Origin of the sequence: Streptomyces koelreuteriae (assembly GCF_018604545.1) — a bacterium.
GTDB lineage: Bacteria > Actinomycetota > Actinomycetes > Streptomycetales > Streptomycetaceae > Streptomyces > Streptomyces koelreuteriae.
Map to the genome: position 1 here is coordinate 7,999,389 of NZ_CP075896.1, position 23,587 is coordinate 8,022,975.

The 23,587-nt window shown below is 71.7% G+C and carries 16 protein-coding genes, 1 tRNA gene and 2 pseudogenes; 5 read left to right on the forward strand and 14 right to left on the reverse strand.

Annotated elements, in window-relative coordinates; translation table 11 throughout:
* Nucleotides 1-186 precede the first annotated feature (186 nt).
* Complete coding sequence (locus KJK29_RS35990) at nt 187-1,278, reverse strand: ABC transporter substrate-binding protein (RefSeq protein WP_215123386.1); 1,092 nt, start codon at nt 1,276-1,278, stop codon at nt 187-189.
* Nucleotides 1,279-1,472: 194 nt separating this feature from the next.
* On the opposite strand from KJK29_RS35990, the gene KJK29_RS35995 reads away from it, so the two are divergent.
* Nucleotides 1,473-1,973: a GNAT family N-acetyltransferase gene (locus KJK29_RS35995; RefSeq protein WP_215123387.1), complete on the forward strand. Its 501-nt coding sequence runs from the start codon at nt 1,473-1,475 to the stop codon at nt 1,971-1,973.
* Here KJK29_RS35995 and KJK29_RS36000 read toward each other — a convergent pair.
* Nucleotides 1,927-2,433 carry a GNAT family N-acetyltransferase gene (locus tag KJK29_RS36000; protein WP_251058022.1) on the reverse strand — a complete coding sequence of 169 codons (507 nt, stop codon included), beginning with the start codon at nt 2,431-2,433 and terminating at the stop codon, nt 1,927-1,929. The two genes, KJK29_RS35995 and KJK29_RS36000, sit on opposite strands and share 47 nt — an antisense overlap.
* A 79-nt stretch (nt 2,434-2,512) precedes the next feature.
* On the opposite strand from KJK29_RS36000, the gene KJK29_RS36005 reads away from it, so the two are divergent.
* Nucleotides 2,513-2,959 carry a hypothetical protein gene (locus KJK29_RS36005; RefSeq protein WP_215123389.1) on the forward strand — a complete coding sequence of 149 codons (447 nt, stop codon included), beginning with the start codon at nt 2,513-2,515 and terminating at the stop codon, nt 2,957-2,959.
* A gap of 46 nt (nt 2,960-3,005) precedes the next feature.
* On the opposite strand, the gene KJK29_RS36010 is transcribed toward KJK29_RS36005, so the two are convergent.
* Nucleotides 3,006-3,389 (reverse strand): VOC family protein, encoded by a 384-nt coding sequence (locus tag KJK29_RS36010; RefSeq protein WP_215123390.1) that lies wholly within the window; start codon nt 3,387-3,389, stop codon nt 3,006-3,008.
* A 119-nt stretch (nt 3,390-3,508) separates the two neighbouring features.
* On the opposite strand from KJK29_RS36010, the gene KJK29_RS36015 reads away from it, so the two are divergent.
* Nucleotides 3,509-4,414 carry a trypsin-like serine peptidase gene (locus KJK29_RS36015; RefSeq protein WP_215123391.1) on the forward strand — a complete coding sequence of 302 codons (906 nt, stop codon included), beginning with the start codon at nt 3,509-3,511 and terminating at the stop codon, nt 4,412-4,414.
* Nucleotides 4,415-4,542: 128 nt separating this feature from the next.
* Here KJK29_RS36015 and KJK29_RS36020 read toward each other — a convergent pair whose 3' ends face one another.
* The 4 genes from KJK29_RS36020 to KJK29_RS36035 all read right to left on the reverse strand — a co-directional run bounded on the left by KJK29_RS36020 (nt 4,543) and on the right by KJK29_RS36035 (nt 8,855).
* A complete protein-coding gene (locus KJK29_RS36020) occupies nt 4,543-5,973 on the reverse strand; it encodes an Nramp family divalent metal transporter (protein WP_215123393.1) in 1,431 nt (476 codons plus the stop codon).
* Nucleotides 5,974-6,100: 127 nt separating this feature from the next.
* Nucleotides 6,101-7,054, reverse strand: coding sequence for a phosphoglycerate dehydrogenase (locus tag KJK29_RS36025; RefSeq protein WP_215123394.1), 954 nt, complete (start codon nt 7,052-7,054; stop codon nt 6,101-6,103).
* A complete protein-coding gene (locus tag KJK29_RS36030; protein WP_215123395.1) occupies nt 7,054-7,839 on the reverse strand; it encodes an HpcH/HpaI aldolase family protein in 786 nt (261 codons plus the stop codon). The genes KJK29_RS36025 and KJK29_RS36030 overlap by 1 nt, the downstream gene beginning before the upstream one ends.
* Nucleotides 7,840-7,874: 35 nt before the next feature.
* Nucleotides 7,875-8,855 carry an aldo/keto reductase gene (locus KJK29_RS36035; RefSeq protein WP_215123396.1) on the reverse strand — a complete coding sequence of 327 codons (981 nt, stop codon included), beginning with the start codon at nt 8,853-8,855 and terminating at the stop codon, nt 7,875-7,877.
* 317 nt (nt 8,856-9,172) lie between these two features.
* Between KJK29_RS36035 and KJK29_RS36040 the strand changes: the two genes are divergently transcribed.
* Entirely contained in the window at nt 9,173-10,081 is a 909-nt protein-coding gene (locus KJK29_RS36040; protein ID WP_215123397.1) for an endonuclease/exonuclease/phosphatase family protein, read from the forward strand.
* Here KJK29_RS36040 and KJK29_RS36045 read toward each other — a convergent pair.
* From KJK29_RS36045 to KJK29_RS36060, 4 genes are all read right to left on the reverse strand, one after another.
* Nucleotides 10,069-11,142 (reverse strand): ABC transporter substrate-binding protein, encoded by a 1,074-nt coding sequence (locus KJK29_RS36045; protein ID WP_251058023.1) that lies wholly within the window; start codon nt 11,140-11,142, stop codon nt 10,069-10,071. The two genes, KJK29_RS36040 and KJK29_RS36045, sit on opposite strands and share 13 nt — an antisense overlap.
* Nucleotides 11,139-12,647 carry an aromatic amino acid ammonia-lyase gene (locus KJK29_RS36050; protein ID WP_215124576.1) on the reverse strand — a complete coding sequence of 503 codons (1,509 nt, stop codon included), beginning with the start codon at nt 12,645-12,647 and terminating at the stop codon, nt 11,139-11,141. The genes KJK29_RS36045 and KJK29_RS36050 overlap by 4 nt, the downstream gene beginning before the upstream one ends.
* Nucleotides 12,648-12,772: 125 nt before the next feature.
* Nucleotides 12,773-14,266: a tryptophan 7-halogenase gene (locus KJK29_RS36055; protein ID WP_215123398.1), complete on the reverse strand. Its 1,494-nt coding sequence runs from the start codon at nt 14,264-14,266 to the stop codon at nt 12,773-12,775.
* Entirely contained in the window at nt 14,263-20,061 is a 5,799-nt protein-coding gene (locus KJK29_RS36060; protein WP_285439969.1) for a type I polyketide synthase, read from the reverse strand. The genes KJK29_RS36055 and KJK29_RS36060 overlap by 4 nt, the downstream gene beginning before the upstream one ends.
* Between KJK29_RS36060 and KJK29_RS36065 the strand changes: the two genes are divergently transcribed.
* Nucleotides 20,026-20,126, forward strand: a tRNA-OTHER gene (locus KJK29_RS36065). The genes KJK29_RS36060 and KJK29_RS36065 overlap by 36 nt on opposite strands.
* 439 nt (nt 20,127-20,565) lie before the next feature.
* On the opposite strand, the pseudogene KJK29_RS39485 reads toward KJK29_RS36065, so the two are convergent.
* From KJK29_RS39485 to KJK29_RS36080, 3 genes and pseudogenes are all read right to left on the reverse strand, one after another.
* Nucleotides 20,566-22,335, reverse strand: a pseudogene (locus KJK29_RS39485) (AMP-binding protein); the annotation flags it as partial.
* Nucleotides 22,336-22,418: 83 nt separating this feature from the next.
* Nucleotides 22,419-22,928, reverse strand: a complete 510-nt coding sequence (locus tag KJK29_RS36075) for a DinB family protein (RefSeq protein ID WP_215123400.1) — start codon at nt 22,926-22,928, stop codon at nt 22,419-22,421.
* 121 nt (nt 22,929-23,049) lie between these two features.
* A pseudogene (locus tag KJK29_RS36080) lies at nt 23,050-23,571 on the reverse strand (FAD-dependent monooxygenase); the annotation flags it as partial.
* Nucleotides 23,572-23,587: the final 16 nt, after the last annotated feature.

Genomic DNA, 23,587 nt, shown 5'->3' on the forward strand with positions numbered 1-23,587 from the left:
TCGCTTGGGCGGCCGGGTGTCAGGCTCCGGCTGCGGATCGGGCTCCTCGGCCCCTGGTGAGGCCCGCCGAGGGCGCCCTCCGCGGTGCGCGTGGGGCCGGAAGGCCGCTAGTCGACCAAGGTGCCTGGCCATACCGACTCTTTACCATGCACAGTCATATACGGCCATATGGTTGGGTTCGGTCGGTCAGCCGCGTATCCACTCCTGCCAGCGCCTGGTCACGGAATCCCCGTTCTCCAGCCACCACGCGATGTCCAGGTCGAAGCCCGTCAGAAGGTGCCCGGGCGTGCTCGCCAGGTTCACGGCGGTGGATTCGGTGAGGAATCCGTAGGCGGCCGGCACCACGGGCCCTTCGGGGTAGATCCGGGCCGAATAGGCCTGCACCTCGGGTCGCAGCGCGAAATCGATGAGCCGGTATGCGGCGTCGGGATGGGCGGCGCCCTTGGGAATTCCGTAGCCGTTGCTCTGTCTGCGGGCGCCGTTCCATTCGTACGCCAGCGGAGAGCCGTTCTTGATCAGGCTCTGGACGCGTCCGGCCCAGCTGCTGGAGGCCACGACCCTATTGCGGTCCAGCAGCTCACCCGGTTCGGCGCCGTACTCCCAGAACGTCCGCACCGAGCCCTTGATCTCGTCGAGGACCTTGAAGGCACGGTTCACGTCGAGCGGGTAGAGCCGGTCGAGGGGCACGCCGTCGGCGAGCAGGGCGAACTCCAGTTCCGGCCAGTCCACCGCGCCCTGAAGCGCCCGGCTGCCCGGGAAGGTGCCGAGGTCCCAGAAGTCCGCCCACGACTCGGGCTTCCTCCCGCCGAAGGCGTCCGCGCCGTAGGCGAGAACGCTGGCCCAGTAACTCTTGCCCACGCCGTTGGGGGTGAGCAGGGACTCGGCGATTCCCGCGTTTCTGGCGTTCTTCAATCGGCCGTAGTCCAGTTCCTCGGAGGCGCCCTCGTGCTCGAAGCGCACCAGGTTGGACATGTCGATGTCCATGACGTCGAAACGCGGCCGGCCTTCCTTGATCTGGGCGAGGATCTGGGTGTGGGAAAAGTTCACCACGTTGATCCGGATGCCGGTTTCCTTGGTGAACGGGTCGTAGATCGCCTTGCGATTCGCCTCGCCGTACGCGCCGCCGAAATCACGGACCACGAGGAGCTTGCTGCTCTTGGTGGAACTCCTGTCGGTACGGCTGTCGCAGGCGCTGAGCGTCGCGGCGGCCACACCGGCGGCGATTCCGCCGACTCCACTCAGGAAGGCCCTGCGGTCGATCCCGGAGACGTCTCCCACCGCTGCCTCCACCGTGTCCTCTGGAGCCTTCTGGATGATCCGTGACGGAGGGTGATTCCTTGGCAGGCCCTGCTCGTAGTCGGGTCATTTCATATCAGGAAAAGTACCTTCTTTGCGGGCGTGGGGGTGGGTGCTTGCCTCGGCGCCCGGAATTCGATGGACGCGGCACGGTTCCGTGGCCGATGATCTCCGGCATGATCCGTGCCGCCACTGTGAACGACGTCGCGGAGATCCGCGCGATGATCCGCGAACTCGCCGAGTACGAACGCTCTGCCGAGCAGGCCCGGGCGACCGAGGAGCAGCTTCGCGAGGCGATGTTCGGAGAGCATCCCGCTGTCTCCGCACTGATCGCCGAGGACGACGAGACGGGCGAGACGATGGGCTATGCCCTGTGGTTCCCCCATTTCTCGTCCTGGACCGGCACGCGCGGCATGCACCTGGAGGACCTCTACGTACGGCCGCGGGCCCGGGGCGGCGGCCACGGCAAGGCCCTGCTCGCCTCCCTGGCCGCGATCTGCGAGCAGAGAGGCTACGAGCGCTTCGAGTGGTGGGTCCTGGCCTGGAACCAGTCGACGATCGACTTCTACAAGTCGCTCGGCGTGGACTTCCTCGACGAGTGGAGGGTGTGCCGACTGAGCGGCGAGCCTCTCAGCGAACTCGCGGCCGAGGCCCCGGCTGGTCTCGACCGGTCTTGAGGTACTCGACCTTGGCTGGCCCTTCGCCCTCGAGCAGGTCCCCGGGGCGCCATCCGCACGCCTCGTAGAACGAGTTGGCCGCGGTGTTGTCCGCGAAGCTCTCCAGCCGGATGGTCGAATGCCGGGCCAGGAGCGTTTCCTCCGCGTGATGGAGCAGCAGACGGCCGAGCCCTCGACGGTGATGATCCGGGTCGATCATCATCAAGTCGATCGTCGGGCCGTCGAGGATGGAGAAGCCGAGGATCCCGCCCTCCTGGCTGAGGCAGTGCACAGCACCCTTCTCCAGATGACTCTCGACGTGAGCGTCCGAAGCCCCACTGCCGATGAACCAGTCCACTGCCTCGTCACCGAGGAACGCGCGGTAGCGGGCGTCGATCGTGCGCCGCGCGAGCGCCTGGAGGTCATCAAGGTCAGCCCCGGTCGCGGGCCGGATCACGGGGAGGTGTTGTGCGGTCGACACGGCCGTGATCCTAGCCCCCCCGATGCGCCATGGCCGAGGCCTCGCCACGTGCATCGCGTTGTGCGGGGATACTGCCGGGGTGCTGTTGAAGTGGATCGCCGAGGTGGCCGACGAGCCCCTGGTGCTGGAGCCGGCTGACCGGTCCGTGGAGTGGGAGACCAATACCTGGTCGCTGGGTGCGACAGAGGAGGACAGGGGGGCGTTGGCTGCCGCCGAGGTGGTGGCTGCCTTCGAGCGGACCGCTGCTGCCATCCGGGGGCGCATTCGCGATCTGGGGTTTCCCGCGGTGGCGACGTTCTATGTGTGGCACGACGAACAGGCCGGGCAGCTCCGGTGCTCGACCGGTTCCGTGTCCGCGGACGCGTTGCCGTTCAGCGGTCCGTACGCGGCGTCCGGCGACCTTGGTCCGATCGTCGAGGGATTTCTGGCCGACAACGAGCCGGGCCTTCTCGCTTGGCCGGACCCGGACGACCTGGAGAGCCCGCCCTTCCGCGTCTGGGTCAGTAGCGTCGGAGCCTCGAACTGACCGCGTCCGCACCGGCAATGCCGTGGCGTGATGGCGTGAGTGAGGCTCAGGAAGGCGTTGCCGCGCGGTCGGACTCGCTGCGCAGGACGCAGAATTCGTTGCCCTCGGGGTCGGCGAGGACGGCCCAGCCGGGGCCTTCGGGCTCGCGGCGGTCGTCGATGAGGGTGGCGCCGAGGTTCAGGAGTCGGTCGACCTCCTCCTCGCGTGTGGTCGTCGGGCGCAGGCACAGGTGGAGGCGGTTCTTGATGGTCTTCGGTTCCGGCACCTGATTGAAGTACAGCAGCGGGCCCTCCGGCAGCATCACCTCGGTTTCGGGGGCGCCTGGCTTGTCGTCCTCGTGCAGGGGACAACCGAGCACCTCGCTCCAGAACCGCGCCAGTTCATAGGCGTTCGCACAGTCGATCGCCACGTTCTGCAATACCGAGACCATGCAGGAGAGCCTGCCCGAAGCATCGCCTGAAGGAAAGATCAGACGGCGGATGCACCCCTCCCGCCGAAACCTCGTCCTTCCGGGTGGTCGCCCGATCCCGATCATCCGAGAGGACACCCATGTCGCACAGCCCGTCCCGAGGCGCGCGCCGCACCGTCTCCGGTCTCGCCACCGCCCTGCTGGCCCTGGCCGGTCCTCTGGCGGCCCCGGTCGTACCAACGGCGGCCGCGGCCGGAAATGGAGAGGTCGGCACGGTGACCTACACGGCGGCGGAGCAGGCCGCCGCCCTCTCGCACTGGACGCCCGCCCGTATGAAGCAGGTCGGCCGCACCGTCGATCTGGGGGCGACCGGACCGCTCAGCAAGCCCTGGACGGGCAAGGCAGTCCCCAGCATCGGCCGGCTCTTCTTCGTCAACTCGCGGGGGCAGGACACCTGGTGCACGGCCAGCGCCGTCACCAGCGCCAACCGCTCGGTGATCATGACCGCCGCCCATTGCGCGCGCCTCGGTTCCTCGCCCGTGAACACCTACAGCGACATCGTCTTCGTCCCCGGCTACGCCAAGGGCAAGGCACCGCACGGCCGTTATGCCGTCAAGGCGACCATGACGCCGCGTTCCTGGGCCGAGGAAACCGTCAACGACATCGCGGCCATGGTCGTCGCCACCCCGGCAGGCGGGAAGCGGCTCACCGACGCGGTGGGGGCGCAGAAGATCGCCTTCGGCCGTCCGGCCGGTGAGCGGGTCACCGCCTTCGGCTATCCCGGGACCACTCCCCAGCGGGGCGAGGAACTGCTGCACTGCGCCGGTACCTCCCAGCGCGCCCCCGAGGGCGAGCAGCGCGTCCCGTGCGACCTCGGGGGTGGCGCGAGCGGCGGCCCCTGGCTCGCGGGCTTCGACTCCGCCACCGGCAAGGGCACCGTGGTCTCGGTCAACAGCCACGGCGAGGGCAACGGCGGCTCCCCGATGTACGGGCCGACGCTCGACAAGACCGCGAGGGCCGTCTACGACGCCGCCGGGCGCGGCTGAGCATCGGGGCTTCGACGGATCGGAGCGCGCGCCCGCCAATGCTCGCCGCTTCGGCCGATCGGAGCGCTCCCCCGTGAGCGCCCCGCCGCTCAGGCCTACCTGAACGGCGGGGGAGGCGCGGGGCTGGTTCAGTCGCCCGGCGTGAGGCCCAGCGTGTCGAGCACCCCGTACACCCCGAGGAAGAGGATCGCCGCGCTGCTGAGGACGAGGGCGGCGGTCATCCAGGGGTTGGCGCGGAAGCGGGGCGGGACGCCGGTGTAGCGCAGGCGCCAGACCGCGATCACCACGGCGAGGAGGAAGATGCCGCCTCCGATGCCGCCGATCTGCACCATCAGGACCGGGGACTGGACCCACAGGAAGAAGCTCATCCACACCGGCGGCAGGCACCAGGTGAGGATCCGGATGGTGCGGGTGCGGACGCGCATGTCCTTCCAGTCGATCACGCCGAGCAGACCGAGGGTGTTGGTCCACAGCCGCGGAACGCTGGCCGACGAGGCGACGGTGACCGAGAAGAGCACGGAGATCGCGCCGGCCAGGAAGAGGTACTCCGCCCAGGGCCCGAGCGTGTCGGTGTAGCTGTGCGACAGCGTGGTGATCATCTCGTTGCCCTCGGGCACCAGACCCTGCGGATGCAGCACGGAGGCGCCGATGACGTAGAAGGACAAGGTGCAGATCGTGCACACGAACCAGGCGACGCCCACATCGAGCCGCATGACCTTGAGCCAGCCCTCGGCACGCCGGGCGCGCTGCTCGGTCCCGTCGTCGGGGCCGGTCCAGCGGGCGTAGCCCTTCTCCAGACACCAGTACGTGTACGTCGTCATCTCGTCGGCGCCGACGCCCGTGATGCCGAACATCGCGAGGGCGATACCGACCGTGCCGGCCGGGATCTGGAAGCTGAGCCCGCCGGCGAGCTGCTCGGTGCCGTACCCGAAGGCGGTGAGCGGCAGGGCGAGGGCCAGGCCGACGGTGATCACCGTCTTGAGCGTGATGCCGATGACCTCGACCCGCTCGACGACGTGATACTTGCCCGTCTGGAGGATGAGGACGGCGGCCGCGGTGACGATCACGGCCCAGATCGTGAGGGACGAGGCGCTCAGCGACCCGCCATGGATCGGGAAGAGGATCGAACAGGCGGCCGCGGTCCCGCCGATGATGCCGCCGCGCTGGAACATTTTGGCGAAGTCCATGCCGATCCACAGCCAGTTGATCCAGCTGAGCCGGCCGATGCGGGGTCCGACGTCGCGGAAGCCGTCCAGGGCGGGACGGCCGTTGAGGATCGTCCAGCGGGCCAGTTCCATCTGTACCCAGACCTTGACCGCGGTGGAGATGATCACCAGCCACAGCAGGGCGAAGCCCGCCTTCGCGCCGAGCGAGGTGGTGGTGATCAGTTCACCGGAACCCACGACCGCGGCGGACAGGATGAGCCCGGGGCCGAGGTGGCGCAGACGGCCGCGGAAGGTCTCGGGAGCCGGGCGGGCGTCTTCGGCGCGCAGCGCGTACGGGTCGGGCTGCGCGGGGGGCGGCGCAGCGGCAGCGCCGTCGGTCGAGGTGATGGCCATGTCAGGTCCTAGGGGATCTTCCGGCGTCGTCGCCGGTATCCGGTACGGGGACAGGTGTGGGGGAGGGGACTCGGGGGCGGCCGGCCCTGCTGGTGGCTGGGCTCAAACGGCCTGGTGGTAGCTGGGCTCAACGGGCCTGGTGGTGTGGCGCCTCGCCCGCCAGTACGCGTACGACGTCCTCGGCCACCATCGCGCCCATGGCCTGGTTGGCCTCCGGCGTGCAGGCGGCCATGTGCGAGGTGAGGAGAGTGCGAGGGGCTTCACGCAGGGGGTGGTCGGCGGGCAGGGGCTCGGTGGCGAAGGCGTCGAGAGCCGCAGCCCCGAGGTGCCCGGAGCACAGCAGGGCGGCGAGCGCACGCTCGTCGACGAGGCCGCCGCGCGCCGCGTTGACCAGGATCGCGCCCGGCCGCATCGCCGCGAGACGGGCGCTGTCCAGCAGCGGTGTGCCGGAGGGGTCGGGCGGGGTGTGCAGGCTGACGGCGTCGGCGCGGGCCAGCAGGTCGTCGAGGGCGGCCGGTTCGGCGTCGTGCGCGCGGATGTCGTCGTCGGGGACGTACGGGTCGTGGGCGAGCACGCGCATCCCGAAGGCCTGGGCGTAGCCGGCGAGCAGCCGCCCGATACGGCCGAAGCCGACGATGCCGAGCGTCTTGCCGTGCAGTTCGGGGCCGAACAGCTTCGGCCAGCCGCCCGCCGCCACCGCGGTGTGCGAGGCGGTGAGGGAGCGCGCCGCCGACAGGAGCAGGCCGAAGCTGTACTCGGCCACCGCACGGGAGTTGCTGCCCGGCGCGCAGACGACCGGGATGCCCCGGGCCTGGGCGGCGGCCAGGTCGATGGTGTCCACGCCGACGCCGTGTTTGGCGATCACCTGGAGGCGGGGAGCGGCGTCCAGTACCTCGGCGGTGATGAGATCCATGCCGACGATCAAGGCGTCCGCTTCAGCGGCGTGGACGAGGAGTTCGGCGGTGGGCAGGGCCGCGTCGGCGCACGGGCGGAGCGGTCCTGCCCCGTTCTCCTCGAGGATCTGCCAGGGGAGTGCCGAATGACGCGCGAAGGTCGGGGTCGTGATGAGCGTCGTCGGCATCAGCGCGCTCCGCCGCGTGCGGCGTCGAGGTGGGTCGTGGCGATCTGTTGGAGGTGGACGACGTCGGCGGCGATGGAGACGTAGGTCCAGCCCTCGGCGAGGCGGCGTGCGGCGCTCGCGCCGTCGGCGTTGTGGATGCCGGCCGCGATGCCCGCAGCCTCGGCTGCCTTCCTGATGCGGGTCAGGGCCTGTTCGAAGTCTTCTTGTACGGAGGGGTCGGTAGAGGTGGTGCCGCCGATGGCCAGGCGCAGGTCGGAGGGGCCGACGTAGATGCCGTCGAGACCGTCCGTGGCGCAGATCTCCTCGACGTTGGCGAGGCCGTCGGCCGTCTCGATCATCGCCAGGACAGCCGTCTGCGCGTGGGTGTCGGCCGGGTTGGGTCCGATACGGAGCTGGGCACGCATCGGCCCGTAGGAGCGGCGGCCGAGCGGGGGGTAGCGCACGGCGGCGACCGCATCGGCGGCGTCCTGCGCGGTGTCGATCAACGGGACGATGACGGCGGTGGCGCCCGCGTCGAGGGCTTTGCCGATGTAGGTGGGGTCGTTGGCCTCCACGCGCACGATGCCGACGGCGGTGGAGCCTTTGGTGTCGGTGGCCAGGAGGTTGTGGAGCATGCCCTGGTAGCCGAAGAGGCCGTGCTGGGCGTCGAAGGCGAGGTAGTCGTAGCCGAGGCGGGCCAGACGTTCGGCGGCGATGGGTGAGTCGAGCAGGGACCAGTAGCCGATCAGCTGCTCGCGGGCACGCAGCGCGGTGGTGAACTCGGCTGGGGTGCGGCCGGTTGCCATGAAGGATTCTCCGTAACGGTCCGGGGTGGTGGGGGTCAGCGGTTGTAGGCGGGCATCGGGCCGCGCAGCCGGGCACCGACCTCGTCGCAGGCCGCGGTGACATCAGCCGGCAACGGACCCGCCGCAGAAGCGGCAATGTTGGCGAGGAGGTGCTCCACCCTCGAACCGCCCAGCAGCAGCGCATCGGTAGAGGGACGGGACAGCAGCCACCGCAGCGCCAGATCAGTCAGCGCCAGACCCGCCTCGGAGGCGATACGCGTCAAGTCGCCCACCGCGCGGAAGAGGTCCTCGTTCCAGTAGCGCTGCCGGTACATGACGGCCAGCTTCGAATCACCGAAACGGCCACCCTCCGGGGCCTGCCCGAAGGAGTGCCGGCCGGTGAGGAGACCGCCGCCGAGGGGGTTGTAGACCATCGTGGCAAGACCGGACACGGCCGCGTACTCGACGTACTCCTCCTCCAGACGCCGCGCCAGCAGATTGTGCAACTGCTGCGCGACCACCGGCCGCGGAGCCCCCACCTCCTCCGCCACCCGGGCGAGTTCGGCGATCTGCCAGGCCGCGAAGTTGGACACCCCCAGCGCCCCGACCTTCCCCTCGGCCACGAACTCGGCCACCGCCGCCAGAGTCTCGACCAGCGGCGTCGCACGGTCGGGCTGATGCAGATAGAACAGATCGACACGATCGGTCCCCAGCCGCTTCAGACTGCCCTCCAGCGCGGCCCGCAACCCGGACCGCGACAACGGCGCATGATCCCCCTGGTCCGGATGCGCAATCCCCGCCTTGGTCGCCAACACCACCCGCTCCCGACGCCCCGCAAGCAACTCCCCCAACAGCCGCTCACTCTCACCACCGGCATAGCCGTTCGCGGTGTCCACGCCCGTAACACCCGCATCCAAAGCGGCATCCAGCATCAACGCCGCCGACGAACGGTCCACCGTGTCGCCGAAGGTCATCGTGCCCAGGACGAGACGGGACAGTGGCACAGGAACGTGCGGGAGTTCGATGCCGACAGTCACGGCGTTTCCTTCCGGGGCAGGGGACGGGCGGGGCGATCGGTCCAGGGGCGGCGGGCCGTTTCGGTGGCTGATGGGCGGCTGTCGACGCCGGATGTGCGTCGGGAGTGCGCCTGGTGCGCGGAATGCGCAGGTGGCGTCGCCGTCCGAGGGTGACAGGCGTCGGCGCCAGCAGAACGCTCGCATGGCTGCGCGAATCGCGCAAGAGGTCTCGCGCACTTCGCGCACTGCATGTCATGATCCACGAGCTGGCGGGGCAGCGCCGAAGGATCAGAAGCATGTGTCGCCGACAGCCCCGTCCCATAACCTCGTGCTTGGACATGGAGACGTCAGGCGCCACATGTCCTTACGCGGAGGAGGCGATGGTGCTCGTCAGGGGTACGCGGTTGCTCGCGGGCGCCGTGGTCGTGGCCTGCATGGTGCTGGTGGGGCCCAGTGCGCCGAGTGGTGCGCTCTTCGGCAGGTCCGTGCCGGTCGACGCCGTCAGGGATGTCGTACCGAACCGGGTCATGACGTGGAACATCTGCAACCCCTGCGATGCGAGCAACGTCGGCCGCGCGGCGGAGATCGCCACGTATGCGCCTCAGGTCATCGGCATGCAGGAAGCGTGCGTGAGTGACGTCGAGAGGATCCGGGAGTATCTGAAGAGCCTTCACGGGCTGGAGTACCACGTCGAGTACGGGTCGGTTCTCCAGGACTGGGGCCGCTGCGGGGGAGCGCCGTGGAATCCCGGAGCCTTCGGGCAGGCGGTGCTCTCTGCCGCGCCGATGACGGACTCCGTCGAGGTGGAATACCCCGACGGAGGATCCGAGGACCGCGGGTACATGGCCGTCACCACCATGGTGGGCGGCCAGCCCGTCCGGGTCTTCAACACCCACCTCGCCCAACGGCGTCAGGAAACGGTCCGGGCGGGCCAGACCCGCGTACTCGCCGAGGAGGTCGCCCGGCACGACCGTGCGATCGCTCTCGGCGACTTCAACGCCGTGCCGGACGCTCCCGAACTCGCCCCGATCTGGGCACTGGCCGCCGATACGGACCCCGAGTGCCGTCCCTCGTCCTTCGGGGTCTGCGAGCCGACCACCGACTGGCGCAGCAAGTTCGACTACGTCTTCCTGCGTGGCATCGCCCCGCTCAAGCACCGGGTGCAGACCACCCCGTACTCCGACCACGACCTGCTGTACACCGACGTGGATCCGGCCTTCAGTGAGGGCCCGGCTCAGCCGGTGTGAAGGATCCGGAAGCGGTCGGGTGCGGCCGGATCCCGGTCGACGACCTGGATCGGCGGCCCGGCCCACTGCCAGACGCTGATGCCCGGTGTGCGCGTGAACCGGATCTGCCCGCGGGTGCCTTCGACCTCGACGCGCGGCCAGGATGCGGCGACGCGCCCCCGGTCGGTGCCGTGCGACCGCAGGACATCGGCCAGGACGACGATCGTGTCGTAGCCCTCGAAGGCGACGAAGGAGGGCGCTTCGGTCAGCCGCTCGCGCAGGGTCGTCCCGACTCGTGCGCCGAGGGGGCCGAGGTGCTCGGGCAGATAGCGCAGGAACGGGATCCCGGCGCCGTCGTCGCCCAGCAGCTCCGCCCATGTGGCGAACTCCGGTTGCCCGGCCGGAGCACCGATCAAGAGCGACGCGAGGCGCCGGTCTCCCCGGACGGACCGGACGATCGGCACGGCCGGCTCCGGGTGGCCGACCAGCAGCAGGAGGGCCGACACGCGATGGCCGACGAGTGCGTCGCACACGGCCGCCGGGGTGAGCGCGCTCATGTCGAGTTCGGTGACGGTGCCGCCGTGTGGAGCCAGGCGGTCCCGCAGGATGCGCGTCCCGGACGCCCAGTAGACACTCGGCTGGGTCGCTACGGCGATACGGGTGTGGCCCGCGCCGAGGAGGAAGTCCGCGTAGACCCGCCAGCCGTGGGACTGCGGCGGGGCGAGGCGCGCGACCCATTCCGTCGGCTGTTCGGTGAGCGCGTCGAGAACCGCCGACGAGCAGAGGAACGGCAGACCGACGGCGTCGGCCCTGGAGGCGGCCGCGCGAGCGACGACGCTGTGATACTCCCCTGCCACGGCCGCCACGCCCAGGCCGGCGAACTCGTCCACGGCCGCGACGGCCTTCTGGGGATCGGCGGCCGTGTCCCGAACCACCAGTTCGAGCGGTCTCCCGGCGATTCCGCCGGCGTCATTGACTTCGGATACGCCCAACTCGAGGCCGGCGAGCAGATGTCGGCCCGCCTCGGTCCAGCCGGGCCGGGTCAGCGGAACGAGTGCGCCGATCCGTACGGGTGACGTCACGCGGTCTTCCTCCAGATGTCGGTGAACCGGTCGAGCAGTGCGGCCGCCGCCGTCACATCGTCGGTGAGCGGCCGGTCGGCATGGTCCTCATCGAGCACCGATACGGCGAGCTCCAGCGCGTGGGCCACCGGAAGCCCCCGCTCGGGCCGCAGGCCCCGCTGGCGCAATGCCCGTACGGCGGCGACGAGTTCACAGCCGACGACGAGCCGGTACGCGCCGCAGGCGCGCAGTGTCTGGCGTGCGGCCAGGCAGGCGAAGCTGGCCTGTTCCTCGACACCGCGTGAGAGCACGGCGTGGCCGAGCGACGCGGGCGCGGAGAACGCCCGCAGATCACCGAGCGCGGCCCCGGCGGCGTACTCCAGGATCATCACGCCGGAGGAGGCCGGCTCCTGGTCGGAGAGGAAGGGGCGCAGACGGGTGTAGGCGGGCTCGTTCAGGGTCGCGAGGCGGGAGGTCGACAGGCGTGCCACCTGCGTCAGCGACAGCCGGAAGTGGTCCAGGGCGAGGCCGAGTTGGGCCTGGTAGAAGCCGCCGTGGTGGTAGGCGGCCATGTCCTCGGGAAAGATCAGCGGGTTCTCGGCGGCCGCGTTGATCTCGACGGCGACGACCTCCTCCAGGGCGTCCGCCGCGTCGTGGGCCGGGCCGTGGATCTGGGGCAGACAGCGGAAGCCGTACGGGTCCTGGAGACGGTCCAGCGGTGGGGTCGGGCGATCGGCGGCGCCGATCAACTCCCGCATACGGCGGGCGACGTCGGCGCAGCCGCGGTGCGGACGGGCGGCGTGCACGGGGGCGGCGTAGGCCTCGTGGGAGCCGTCGGTGGCCAGCAGCGACAGCGCGGCGACGACCTGGGTGGCCTCCAGCAGCCCGCGCAGCTCGTGCAGGGCGAGGGCCGACTGGCCGAGGGTGAGGGCGTTGCTGCTGATGAAGGCCAGCGCGTCGTTGTTGTCGAGCGGCAGGGACTCCGGCGGGGTGCCCCCGCGCCAGGGGTGCTCACCGGCCAGAGCCAGCCCCGCCTGTGCCAGGGCCGCGATGTCGCCGGTGCCGACGGAGCCGAACTCGTTGACGACCGGGTACGCCCCGCTCTCCAGCGCCTCGCACAGGGCCGTCACGACGGTGGGCCGCAGCCCTGCGCCTCCGGCCAGCAGCTGGTTGGCCCGTACGGCGAGCATCGCGCGTACCTGACGGGCGGGGAGTTCCTCACCGATGGCGCCGGCGTGGCTGCGCAGCAGGCGCAGACCGTGGGCGGCGTCCGCCCCGGTGGGCACGTCCTCCGTACGTTGGGCGCCGACGCCGGTGGAACGGCCGTAGACGCGGCCGGTCGCGGCGATCTGCCGGGCGGCGTTCCAGGACTCCTCCATGCGCCGCATCGCCTCGCTCCGGGGAGTCGGCCGCGCGATCCCGGAGGCGAGCCGCGCGACGTCCGCCACACCGAGACCGGTGCCGTCGAGAGCGATGAGAGCCGAGCCGTGGCCGACACCCTTCGGAGTGTCCGGAGTGTTCACCATCTGAGACGAGATCAAGCGCAAACACCCCTCGATCCAGGCAGTTGACCACTATTCACGCACAGAGAACTCTGCATGAGGCCATACATCCGGGCAAGGGGTGTCTCACGGCGGCGACCACGGGATTCCTACGGCGCGGGTTCGACCCAGGACAGCCCGTCCTCCGACGCCACCAGTCCGCCCGGGCGCAGCGGCGCCTCGTCCTCCAGCGGGCCGCCGAACAACCCGCGTTCCTGCAGGACGGTCCCCTCCTGGAAGACCTGCCGGAAGGTCTGGGACTCGTAGAGCGGATTGCGCAGGTCATCGGCTTCGGGAAGGCGGCGCACGGCTCGCTCGAAGTCGTCGGCGACCGCGGTCAGCCGTTCGCCGGCCGGTCCGGCCCCGGTGAGGGACGCGTCGCCGGACGCCAGCCCGCCCACCAGCTCGACGAACGCCTCCAGCTCCGTCGTACCGATACTGGTGACCTTGCGCGCCTTCCAGAAGTACGACCGTTCGTCCTGGTGCATGTCGTAGAAGGAGACCAGGAACTCGTGGAACAGGCCGTACTCGTGCCGGTAGCGGGCCTCGAACTCGGCGAACAGCCGGTCCTCGTCCAGGGTTCCGGCGAGGCAGCCGTTGAGGGACCGGGCGGCGAGCAGTCCGCCGTAGGTCGCCAGATGCACCCCGCTGGAGAGCACCGGGTCGACGAAGCACGCGGCGTCTCCGACGAGCGCCATGCCGGGCCGCCAGAGCTGAGACTTCCAGTACGACCAGTCCTTGCGGACGCGGACCTGGTCGTAGGGCGCCTCCGTGGCCTGCGGGACGCCGTCGAGGAGGTCGCGTATCTCCGGGCAGGCGTCGATCAGCCGGCGCCACGCGGCCGCCGGATCACCCTGGACGGCCTCGGCGTTCTCGTGGGAGACCACGGCACCGACGCTGGTGAGGTCGTCCCGGAGCGGGATGTACCAGATCCAGCCCTCCTCGAAGGCGGCGCAGAAGATGTTGCCGTCGTTCGGCGCCGGGAGCCGCGCGCCGCCGGCGAAGTAGCCGAACACCGCGATGTTGCGGAAGAAGTCGGAGTAGACCCGCTTTCCGCCGACGTGCGGGTGGATCCTGCTGCCGTTGCCGGAGGCGTCCACGACGTAGCGGGCGCGGGCCTCGCGGATCTCACCGTCGGGGCCGGTCCAGCGCACCCCCCGGACCCGCTCCTCGTCTGCGAGCACGCCGGTCACACGGCAGCCCTCCCGCACGTCGACCCCGACCCGGCGGGCGTTGTCCAGGAGGATCGCGTCGAAGCGGGACCGCTCGACCTGGTAGGCGAACGAGGTCGGGTCGGCGAGCCGGGGCGACAGCGCGAAGGAGAACTGCCAGGGGTCCCGGTTGCGGCCCCAGCGGAACGTGCCGCCGCGCTTCGGCTTGAAGCCCGCCCGCGCCATCTCGTCCTCGACACCGAGGATCCGGCACACGCCGTGCACGGTGGAGGGGAGCAGCGACTCGCCGATCTGGTAGCGCGGGAAGGTCTCCTTCTCGAGGAGGAGGACGCGATGGCCGTGCAGGGCGACGGCCGCCGAGACCGTCGACCCGGCCGGGCCGCCACCGACCACGATGACGTCGAAGTCCTGCGGAGGACGGGCCTGACTCACTGGTCTCCCTTCGTCGTACGCGCGTCGATCCAGGCACGGATCGCCGATGCGGTGGTCTCCGCGTGTTCCCGCATCATCGTCAGATGGTCGCCGGGGACGTCCGCGACCTCGTGTGCCGTCGGCCAGGACGTCCGCCAGTGGTCGGCGTCGGCGGAGGCCGCCATGGCGGGCGTGGGCCGCAGCGCGCGCACCAGGAGCGTGGGCGTGGCGATCGGCTCCGGATCCCAGTCGAGGAAGATCCGGTTGTAGGCGCCGATCGCTGCCAGGGCGCTGTCGTCGTCCCCGGTGAAGAGGGGCCGTCCGGTGTCCTGCGGCGGTGGGGCGCCCAGGGACAGCAGCCAGTCCTTGCCGCTGTTGTCCGGCGTGATGTGGTACGTGTCCAGCAGCACCAGACCGGTCGGGGCCCGGCCCATCCGCTCCAACTGGTGGGCGACCAGGTGCGCCACATTGCCGCCCGCCGACCGTCCCACGACCACGAAGGGCCCGTCCCCGACGTGCCGCAGCACGTTCTCGGCCTGCGTACGCGCCAGCGCGCCACGGTCCTCCGGTACTGCGGTACCGGCGCCGATCCCGGGGTGCGGGAACTCCAGGACATCCAGGTCGTCCTGGAACGCGCTGTGGAAGCGGGGGAAGTCTCCGCCGTCCGATGCGGGCGAGGGGTGGTAAGCCGGGAAGTAGACGACCGTCGGCCTTCCGGAGCCGGAGCCGGAGCCGGATCCGGATCCGGACGCGGAGCCGGACCCGGATCGGCCGTGGGAGCGGCGGATCGGGGGCAGCGTGTGCGCGCGGCCCTGTGCGGCCGGGAAGGTGGGCAGCGCCCAGGACGCGGTGACGAGCAGGTGCATCGCCGCCACCGGCTGGCCGGCGGCGCTGACCGTCCGGAACAGGGAGGAGAGGGTGTACGCCTGTGGCTCGGGTGGTGTGGTCTCGGGGGCCGCCGCCGTGGTCGGTTCGTCGTCCAGCAGGCCGAGCAGATGGCGTGCCAGTTCCTCGGCCGTACGGTGCTCGAACACCACCGCGGCCGACAGCCGGAGCTTCAGCGCGATGCTGAGCCGGTTGCGGATCTGCACGGCGGTGAGGGAGTCGAACCCCAGGTCGGCGAGGGACTTGCCGACCGGGAGCGCGTCGGCGTGCGGGTAGCCGAGCACCGCGGCGACGTCGGCCCGCAGCAGTTCCGTCAGCGCCGCCTCCCGCTCACCCGGGGGTACGGGGTCCAGCCGCTTCCGCCAGGCTCCCGGCTCCAGCATCTGGCCGGAAGAGCCGGACGACCCGGACGACCCGGCGGACCCGGGGGACGTCCCCGCGGCGGTCGGCCGGTTCTGGCGGACGAGCCCGCGCAACGGCGGTGGCAGGTGCTCCGCCCCGGACCGAAGCGTCGACCGGTCCAGCAGGATCGGCGCCAGGACCGGTTCCGTCGAGCGCAGCGCGGCGTCGAACAGGGTCAAGCCCTGCCGTGTCGACAGCGGCACGAGCACGTCACTTGCCTGCGAGCGCGGCGAGGGGAGTCCCGCCGCCATGCCGTCGGTGTGCTCCCAAGGGCCCCACGCCAGCGACACCGCCGGGAGTCCCTCGGAGACGCGGCGCTGAACGAGGGCATCGAGGAACGCGTTCGCCGCCGCGTAGTTGCCCTGGCCCGCCCGGCCCAGCAGACCGGAGACGGAGGAGAACACGACGAACGCCGAGAGGTCCATGTCCCGGGTCAGTTCGTGCAGATGCCAGGCCGCATCGGCCTTCGGCCGCAGTACGGCGGCCATCCGCTCGGGGGTCAGCGAGTCCAGCACGCCGTCGTCGAGGACCCCGGCGGCGTGCACCACCGCGGTCAACGGCGGATCGCAGCGCTCGACCACCTCGGCCAGGGCGGCACGGTCGGCCGCGTCGCAGGCGGCGATGGTGACCCGCGCTCCCGACTCCTCCAGCGCGCTGCGCAGTTCCCGGGCTCCGGGCGCCTGCGGCCCACGGCGTCCGGTCAGCAGCAGATGCCGTACGCCGTGCTCGGCGACCAGGTGGCGTGCCAGCTCCGCGCCGAGCGCGCCGGTGCCTCCGGTGATCAGCACCGTGCCGTCCGGGTCGAAGGGAGTCACGTCGTCGGGGGCAGCAGTGGCCGCCGTCAGTCGTGGAACCGTCACCTGCCCGTCCCGCAACCGGAGTTGTGTCTCACCCGTGGCGACCGCCGACGGCAGCCTCCGCAGCGACTCGGGCCGACCGTCCACATCGACCAGGACCACACGACCGGGCAGCTCCGCCTGTGCCGCACGCACCAGCCCCCAGACCGCCGCACCGGCCAGGTCCGGCACCGGCCCGGTGGCATCCCGCGTCACCACCACCAGCCGGGAGCCCGCCGTACCCGGATCGCTCTGCCAGTCCTGGAGCACTTCGAGTACGCGGCCGGTCAGCTCGTGTACGGCGGCGAGCGGATCAGTGCCGGTGCCGGTCGCACGGGCGAGGGCGGTGACCGCGACGACGTCGGGGTTCACGGTGCCGGGCAGGAACTCGGCGAGGTGCAGCTCGTCGGGCCCGCGTACCTCCCAGGCGGCGCCCTCATCGGTGGCGCCGGAGACATCGAGGGCGGCCCACTCGGGACGCAGCAGAGCCCTTCGTACGATGTCGTCGGCCGTGTCGCCAGCCATGTCTGCCATGTCGGCCTGGTCGGGCGGGAGTTCCCTGGTGGTCAGTGCGTCCACGCGTGCCACGAGCGCCCCGGACGGGTCGGTCAGGGTCAGCGAGACCGTGTCCGGGCTGGTCGACGTCACCCTGACCCGCAGCTCCGTGGCTCCCGAGGCGTGCAGGCTCACCCCGCTCCAGGCGAACGGCACGCGGACCGTGCCCGTGCCCGTGCCGGCGGGAGCGGCCAGCAGCGGCGCGTGCAGCGCGGCGTCGAACAGCGCCGGGTGGAGTCCGAAGCGGTCCGCTTCCGACCGGTGCGACGGAGGGAGCGCGACCTCCGCGAAGACGTCGTCGCCGCGCCGCCAGAGCGCGCCGACCCCCTGGAAGGCGGGCCCGTAGCCGAGCCCGGCGTCGGCGAGGGCGCCGTACGCGCCGGTGAGGTCCACCGCCTCGGCGCCCTGGGGCGGCCACTGGGTCAGTTCGTCCCGCGCGGCGCGACCCCGGCCCAGCTGTCCCGTGACATTCCTGGTCCATGAGGCGTCCTCGGCGGACTCCTCCGGCCGGGAGTAGATGTCGACGGTGCGCCGGCCCGAGTCGTCCGGCGCGCCCACCACGACCTGGATCCGCACCCCAGCGGAACCGGGCAGGGCGAGTGGCGACAGCAGCACGAGTTCGTCGACGGCGCCGCAGCCCACCTCGTCTCCCGCCCGTACGGCCATCTCCACGAACACCGTCGCCGGCACGATGACCCTCCCGGCGACGACATGATCCGCGAGCCACGGGTGGGTCGTGAGGGACAGCAGCCCGGTGAGCACCGTCCGCCCGGTCTCCGGAACCGGGAACGCCGGGCTGAGCAGGGCCGTCCCGCCGTCGGCCGCTCCCGGGCGGGGCGCGTCCAGCCAGTACCGCTGCCGTTGGAAGGCGTACGTCGGCAGATCTACGCGGCGCGCCCCGGAACTCGCGTACACCGCCGCCCAGTCGACAGCGGCCCCGGCCACATGCAGCCGGGCCACGGCCGACACCAGCGTCTCCGGTTCGTAGGCGCCGCCGCGTGTCGCCACGGTGAGAACGGAGCCGGTCGTGAGCGCGTCGGGCAGACACTCCGTGGCCGCCGCGGTGAGGACGGGCCCGGGGCCGAGTTCCAGGTAGACGGAGATGCCGTCGTCCGCGAGCCGGCGCACGGCGTCGGCGAAGCGCACGGGCAGTCGGGCGTGCCGCGCCCAGTACTCGGGCGAGCACAGTTCCGCGGGGTCGGCGGGCAGGCCGGTCACGGTGGAGACGATCGGGATGCGTGGCGGCCGGAAGGTCAACTCCTCGGCCACCCGCAGGAAGTCGTCGAGCATCGGCTCGACCAGGGGCGAGTGGAAGGCGTGGCTCACCCGCAGCCGTACGGCCCTGCGGCCCCGCGCCTCGAAGCCGGCCGCGACGGCGAGCACCGCGTCCCGCGCGCCCGAGATCACCACGGAACGGGGCCCGTTGACCGACGCGACGGCTGCCCGCGCCCCGAACTCCGCGACCGCTGCCACGGCTTCTTCCTCGGTCGCGTCCAGCGCCACCATCGCGCCGCCGTCGGGCAGTGCCCCCATCAGGCGGCCGCGAGCGGCGACGAGCCTCGCGGCGTCGGGCAGATCGAGAACCCCGGCGACATGCGCGGCCGCCAGCTCGCCGACGGAATGGCCCACCAGGCCGTCGGCACGCACGCCCCACGACTCGAGCAGCCGGAACAGCGCCACCTCGAAGGCGAACAGTCCGGCCTGGGCGAAGTCCGTACGGTCCACCAGAGCCGCCTCCGGCGAGCCGGGTTCGGCGGACAGCACCGCGCTGAGTGGCCGGGGGAGACGGTCGTCCAGGTACCGGCAGACCTCGTCGAAGGCGTCGGCGAACACGGGGAAGGCGGCGCGCAGTTCCGCGCCCATCCGGGGGCGCTGGGCGCCTTGCCCGGTGAACAGGAAGGCCGTACGGATCTCCGGGTCCGCCAGTCCTCGTACGACTCCCGGGACCTCCCCGCCCTGGGCGAACACGCTGAGCGCGTCCAGTGTCCGGGCCCGGTCACCGGCCGGCACGAGTGCGCGATGGGGGAGGGCGGAGCGCGACACCGCCAGCGAGAAGGCGATGTCGGCGGGCGACAGGCCGGGCCGTTTCGCCACCTCGGCCGCGAGCCGGCCGGCCTGGGTGCGCAGGGCGGGTTCGTCGGCGGCCGAGAGCAGCCACGGAACGTGGGCGGAGAGCGGCCACCGCACGGGCGGTGCCGCCATCGTCTCGGTAGAGGCCGCTGTCTTCGTCTCCGGCGCCTCCTCCAGAATCACATGCGCGTTGGTCCCGCCGATCCCGAAGGCCGACACCCCCGCACGCCGCGGCCGGTCCGAAGCCGGCCAGGGCCGGGCGTCGGTGAGCAGTTCCACGCGGCCGGACGACCAGTCCACATGAGGCGAAGGCGATTCGGCGTGCAGGGTCCGGGGCAACTCGCCGTGGCGCAGGGCCTGCACCATCTTGATGACACCGGCGACTCCGGCCGCCGCCTGCGTGTGCCCGAGGTTGGACTTCACCGAGCCGAGCCACAGCGGCTGCTCGCGGCCCTGTCCGTACGTGGCCAGCAGGGCCTGTGCCTCGATGGGGTCGCCCAGCCTGGTGCCGGTGCCGTGGGCCTCCACCGCGTCCACGTCCCCGGCGCGCAGGCCCGCGTCCGTGAGCGCCCGGGTGATGAGCCGCCGCTGGGCCGGCCCGTGGGGCGCGGCGAGCCCGTTGGAGGCGCCGTCGGAGTTCACGGCGGAGCCGCGCAGCACGGCCAGGACCGGATGGCCGCCCCGCCGCGCGTCGGACAACCGCTCCAGCAGGACGAGGCCCACGCCCTCGCCCCAGGCCGTGCCGTCGGCCGCCGCCGAGAACGACTTGCAGCGCCCGTCCGGCGACAGCCCGCGCTGCCGGCTGAACGCGAGGAACGGCTTGGGCGTCGCCATCAAAGTGACCCCGCCGGCCAGCGCCATCGAGCATTCGCCCGAGCGCAGCGCCCGCGCCGCCCAGTGCAGCGTCACCAGCGAGGACGAGCACGCGGTGTCGACCGTGATCGCCGGTCCGCGCAGACCGTAGACGTACGAGATCCTCCCCGAGGCCACGCTGCCCGCCGAGCCCAGCCCCAGGTGGGCCTCCAGCTCGTGGGAGCGGTTGAGGCGGGCGGAGTAGTCGGCGTACATCACGCCCACGAACACGCCGGTGTCGCTCTCACGCACCGACGCCGGATCGATTCCGGCCCGCTCCCACACCTCCCAGGACGTCTCCAGGAGCAGCCGCTGCTGCGGATCCATCGCGAGTGCCTCGCGCGGGGAGATGCCGAACAGCCCGGCGTCGAAGTCCGCCGCCCGGTGCAGGAATCCGCCGTGCCGCGTGTACGACGTGCCGATCCGGTCGGGATCGGGGTCGTACAGGGCGTCCAGGTCCCAGCCGCGGTCGGTCGGGAACTCAGAGACGGCGTCCCGCCCCTGAGTCACCAACTCCCACAGATCGTCGGGGGAGTTGACGTCACCGGGATACCGGCAGCCCATGGCGACGATCACGACGGGATCGTCGTCGGAGGACGACTCCCGTGCACCGGGCGTACGCGGGTGGTCCTCAGGTGCGCTCTCGAAGAGCGCCACGCGCAGGTGGCGGGCGACCTCGGCCGGTGTGGGGTGGTCGAAGACCAGCGTCGACGGCAGGTCCAGCCCGGTCAGCCCGCCGAGCCGGTCCACCAGCTCCACGGCGCCGACGGACGTCATGCCGAGTTCGGTGAAGGGGACGGCCGCGTCGGGCAGTTCGCCGGGCGTGTGACGGCAGATCCCGGCCGTTTCGGCAAGCACCGTTTCGCGGAGCGCGCGTTCCTGGTCCTCGGGTGAGAGGGGCAGGAGCCGCTCGCGCAGGGCGGTGGGCGCGGTGTCGACCGTGGGCGGGGCCGGGACGGCCAGCGCGTGCCGGGCGATCTTGCCGGACGCGGTGCGCGGGACGGCGGCGATCTCGTGGATCTCGGCCGGGACCTTGAAGTCGGCCAGCCTGGTGCGGCATTCGGCGAGCACCCGCCGTGCGTCCATCCCCTCCGGACCCGGTACGACGAAGGCGACCGGCACCTCGCCGAGCACGGCGTGCGGCACACCCACGACGACGGCCTCGGACACGCCCGGGCACCGCGACAGGGCCTGCTCGATCTCCGTCGGGTGGATGTTCTCGCCACCCCGGATGATCAACTCGCTGACCCGGCCCGTGAGCCGGAGGTGGCCGTGTTCGACGCGGCGTCCGAGGTCGCCGGTGCGGTACCAGCCGTCCCGCAGCGCGGCCGCGGTCGCCTCGGGCTGCCCGTGGTACCCGGTCATCAGGCCCGGCCCCCGCACCCAGACCTCGCCCTCGGCCCCGTCCGGGACGTCCTCGCCGCCGCGCGGGTCGACCAGGCGTACGTCCGTGCCGGGGACGGGCGCCCCGCAGGAGCCGTCGACTCTGGGCCCGTCGGGGCGGTTCACCGCGATCATGCCGCAGGTCTCGGTACTGCCGTACGCGTCGAGCAGCGGCGCACCGAGAGTCTCCTCCACGGCCGCGCGCAGAGCGGGTCCGCTCGGCGCACCGGCCACGACGCACATCCGCAGCGCCTGGGGGAGTTCACCCGGCGAGTCGACCAGCCGGCGATACGTCGTCGGCACGCCGGCCAGCATGGTGAAGGGCCCGCCGAGCCCCTCGTACCCCGTGAGCAGTTCCTGCCTCAGTCCGCCCGGCGGCAGCAGCTCACCGGCGATCCGGGCGCTCGCGCCCACAGCGGTCACGCCCAGGATCGCCAGCGAGTGGCTGAAGCTGTGGAACAGCGGAAGCGGCCAGAGCAGCCGGTCGTCGGGCGAGAGGCCGAAGATCGGGGCGTAGCAGGCGGCCACGGACCACAACGCGGCCCGCTGCGTGGACAGCACGCCCTTGGGCCGGTGCGTGGTGCCGGAGGTGTAGAGCATCCAGGCCGGATCGTCGAGCCCGAGCAGATCGATCTCCGCGGACGCGTCGCTCTCGACCGCGCTCAGGAACAACTCGGCGCCGTCCGGAGCCGGGCCGGCCCCGGTGACCAGGACGCCCAGACGGTCGTACGGCGGCCCCAGGCGGCGCAGTCGGGCGGCATGCGCGGCGTCGGTGATGACGAACCCGGCGCCGCTGTCCGCGAGGAAGTGGGCCAGCTCGGCGTCGGAGGACCGCGGATCGAGCGGTACGCCGACCATCCCCGCGCGCAGCGCGGCGAGGCAACTCTCCACCGACTCCACGCAGTTGCCGAGGCAGATCGCGACACGGTCGCCGCCGCGCAGCGCTGTCCGGGTTCTCAGGTACGAGGCCAGCGAGCGGGTGCGGCGCTCCAGTTCGGCGTAGGTGACGCCGCGCGCGGAATCGGCGTAGGCGATCCGCTGCCCGGCCGTCTCGGCGTGCCGCCGCAACAGCTCCGGCACTGGCCGGATCAGCTCGTCCCGCCCCATGTCTGCGCCCTCCCAAGTCCCACGCGGTGCAACGATGTTGACCCTACGGGACGTGGCGGCGGCGCCCAGGTCGGCGCTCCGGACTAGCTGTGGCGCATCGTGTCGTCGAGGATCTGCTCGCGGAGGATCTCGGCGTGGCCGCAGTGCTGGGCCAGCTCGCGCAGCGTGTGGAGGTAGATCCAGCGCAGCGGCAGGGGGCCCCGGCGGTTGCCCTGGAGGACGTCGTCCAGCGTCAGCTTCTCCGTGGCTTGGCGGGACGCCGCGCACGCCTGCTGATGGGCGCTCTGGACCGAGGCGATCGTGTCGTCGTCATGGAGGTCGAACGACTCGTCGGGCGTGTCCGGAATGCCGATCTCGCTCCGGGTACGGCAGGTGACCGCCTCGTCGAACCAGACCTTCTCGACGAACGTGGCGTGCTTGAGCAGGCCGAGCAGGGTGGTCTTGGACGCGACCAGCGACCGGCGCGCCTGCTCCTCGGTCAGCCCGTCGAGACTGTGGTGCAGCGCGGACCGATGCTCGTCGAGGAAGACCTCGAACTGATCGCGGAACGAGGCGTGGAAGACGGCGGGCTCTGTCGTTGACTCGAAGACCATGACCGCAACGATAGGCCGCTCGGCTTTTCCCGAAGGCCCCGGCAGGGCATCGCCGCCGACCCGGAGCCGAGCAGAGTGCACACGTGGAAGCCGGGTCGCGGCGGACGGGCACGACGCGGTTTCAGGTCTCGGGGCGTGTGTCCCCGGTCGGGCCGGGCCGTTCCAGGCTGTGTGGGGTCCAGTCGGCATGGCGCAGGATGGCGTGGACGGTCGCGCGGGAGGGGGTCAGGCGGAGGGCCGTGTTGCGCAGGGCGACGGCCAGGGGGTGGGTCAGTCGCTGGCCCAGCCGACCGGCCTGGCGGGCGGCGCGGGCTACGGACTGGCTGCGCGGGCGGCGCTCGGCGTCGTACCGGGTCAGTGCCGCATCGACCGTGGGCTCGGTAGCGAGCGCGGCGGCCAGCGCGGCCGTGTCCTCCAGGGCCTGGCAGGCGCCCTGGCCGAGGTTCGGCGTCATGGCGTGAGCCGCGTCGCCGAGGAGAACCACCCGGCCATCGGCGAACGCCGGCAGGGGCGTTGCCAGTTCGTGGATGTCGTGGTGCAGGACGGCGTCCGGCCGGGTGGCGTCGAGCAGCGCGGGGATCGGATCGTGCCAGTCGCCGAAGCGCCGGCGCATCGCGGACAGGGCGTCCGGATGCCGTGTGGACGGGCTGGTCTTCGAC

Coding starts and splice junctions, on each gene's coding strand:
- KJK29_RS36015 (WP_215123391.1), top strand. CDS start 3,509: ATGTCGCACAGCCCGTCCCGAGGCGCGCGCCGCACCGTCTCCGGTCTC.
- KJK29_RS36025 (WP_215123394.1), bottom strand. CDS start 7,054: ATGCCGACGACGCTCATCACGACCCCGACCTTCGCGCGTCATTCGGCA.
- KJK29_RS36020 (WP_215123393.1), bottom strand. CDS start 5,973: ATGGCCATCACCTCGACCGACGGCGCTGCCGCTGCGCCGCCCCCCGCG.
- KJK29_RS36075 (WP_215123400.1), bottom strand. CDS start 22,928: ATGGTCTTCGAGTCAACGACAGAGCCCGCCGTCTTCCACGCCTCGTTC.
- KJK29_RS36030 (WP_215123395.1), bottom strand. CDS start 7,839: ATGGCAACCGGCCGCACCCCAGCCGAGTTCACCACCGCGCTGCGTGCC.
- KJK29_RS35995 (WP_215123387.1), top strand. CDS start 1,473: ATGATCCGTGCCGCCACTGTGAACGACGTCGCGGAGATCCGCGCGATG.
- KJK29_RS36040 (WP_215123397.1), top strand. CDS start 9,173: ATGGAGACGTCAGGCGCCACATGTCCTTACGCGGAGGAGGCGATGGTG.
- KJK29_RS36050 (WP_215124576.1), bottom strand. CDS start 12,647: ATGGTGAACACTCCGGACACTCCGAAGGGTGTCGGCCACGGCTCGGCT.
- KJK29_RS36060 (WP_285439969.1), bottom strand. CDS start 20,061: ATGTACGCCGACTACTCCGCCCGCCTCAACCGCTCCCACGAGCTGGAG.
- KJK29_RS36010 (WP_215123390.1), bottom strand. CDS start 3,389: ATGGTCTCGGTATTGCAGAACGTGGCGATCGACTGTGCGAACGCCTAT.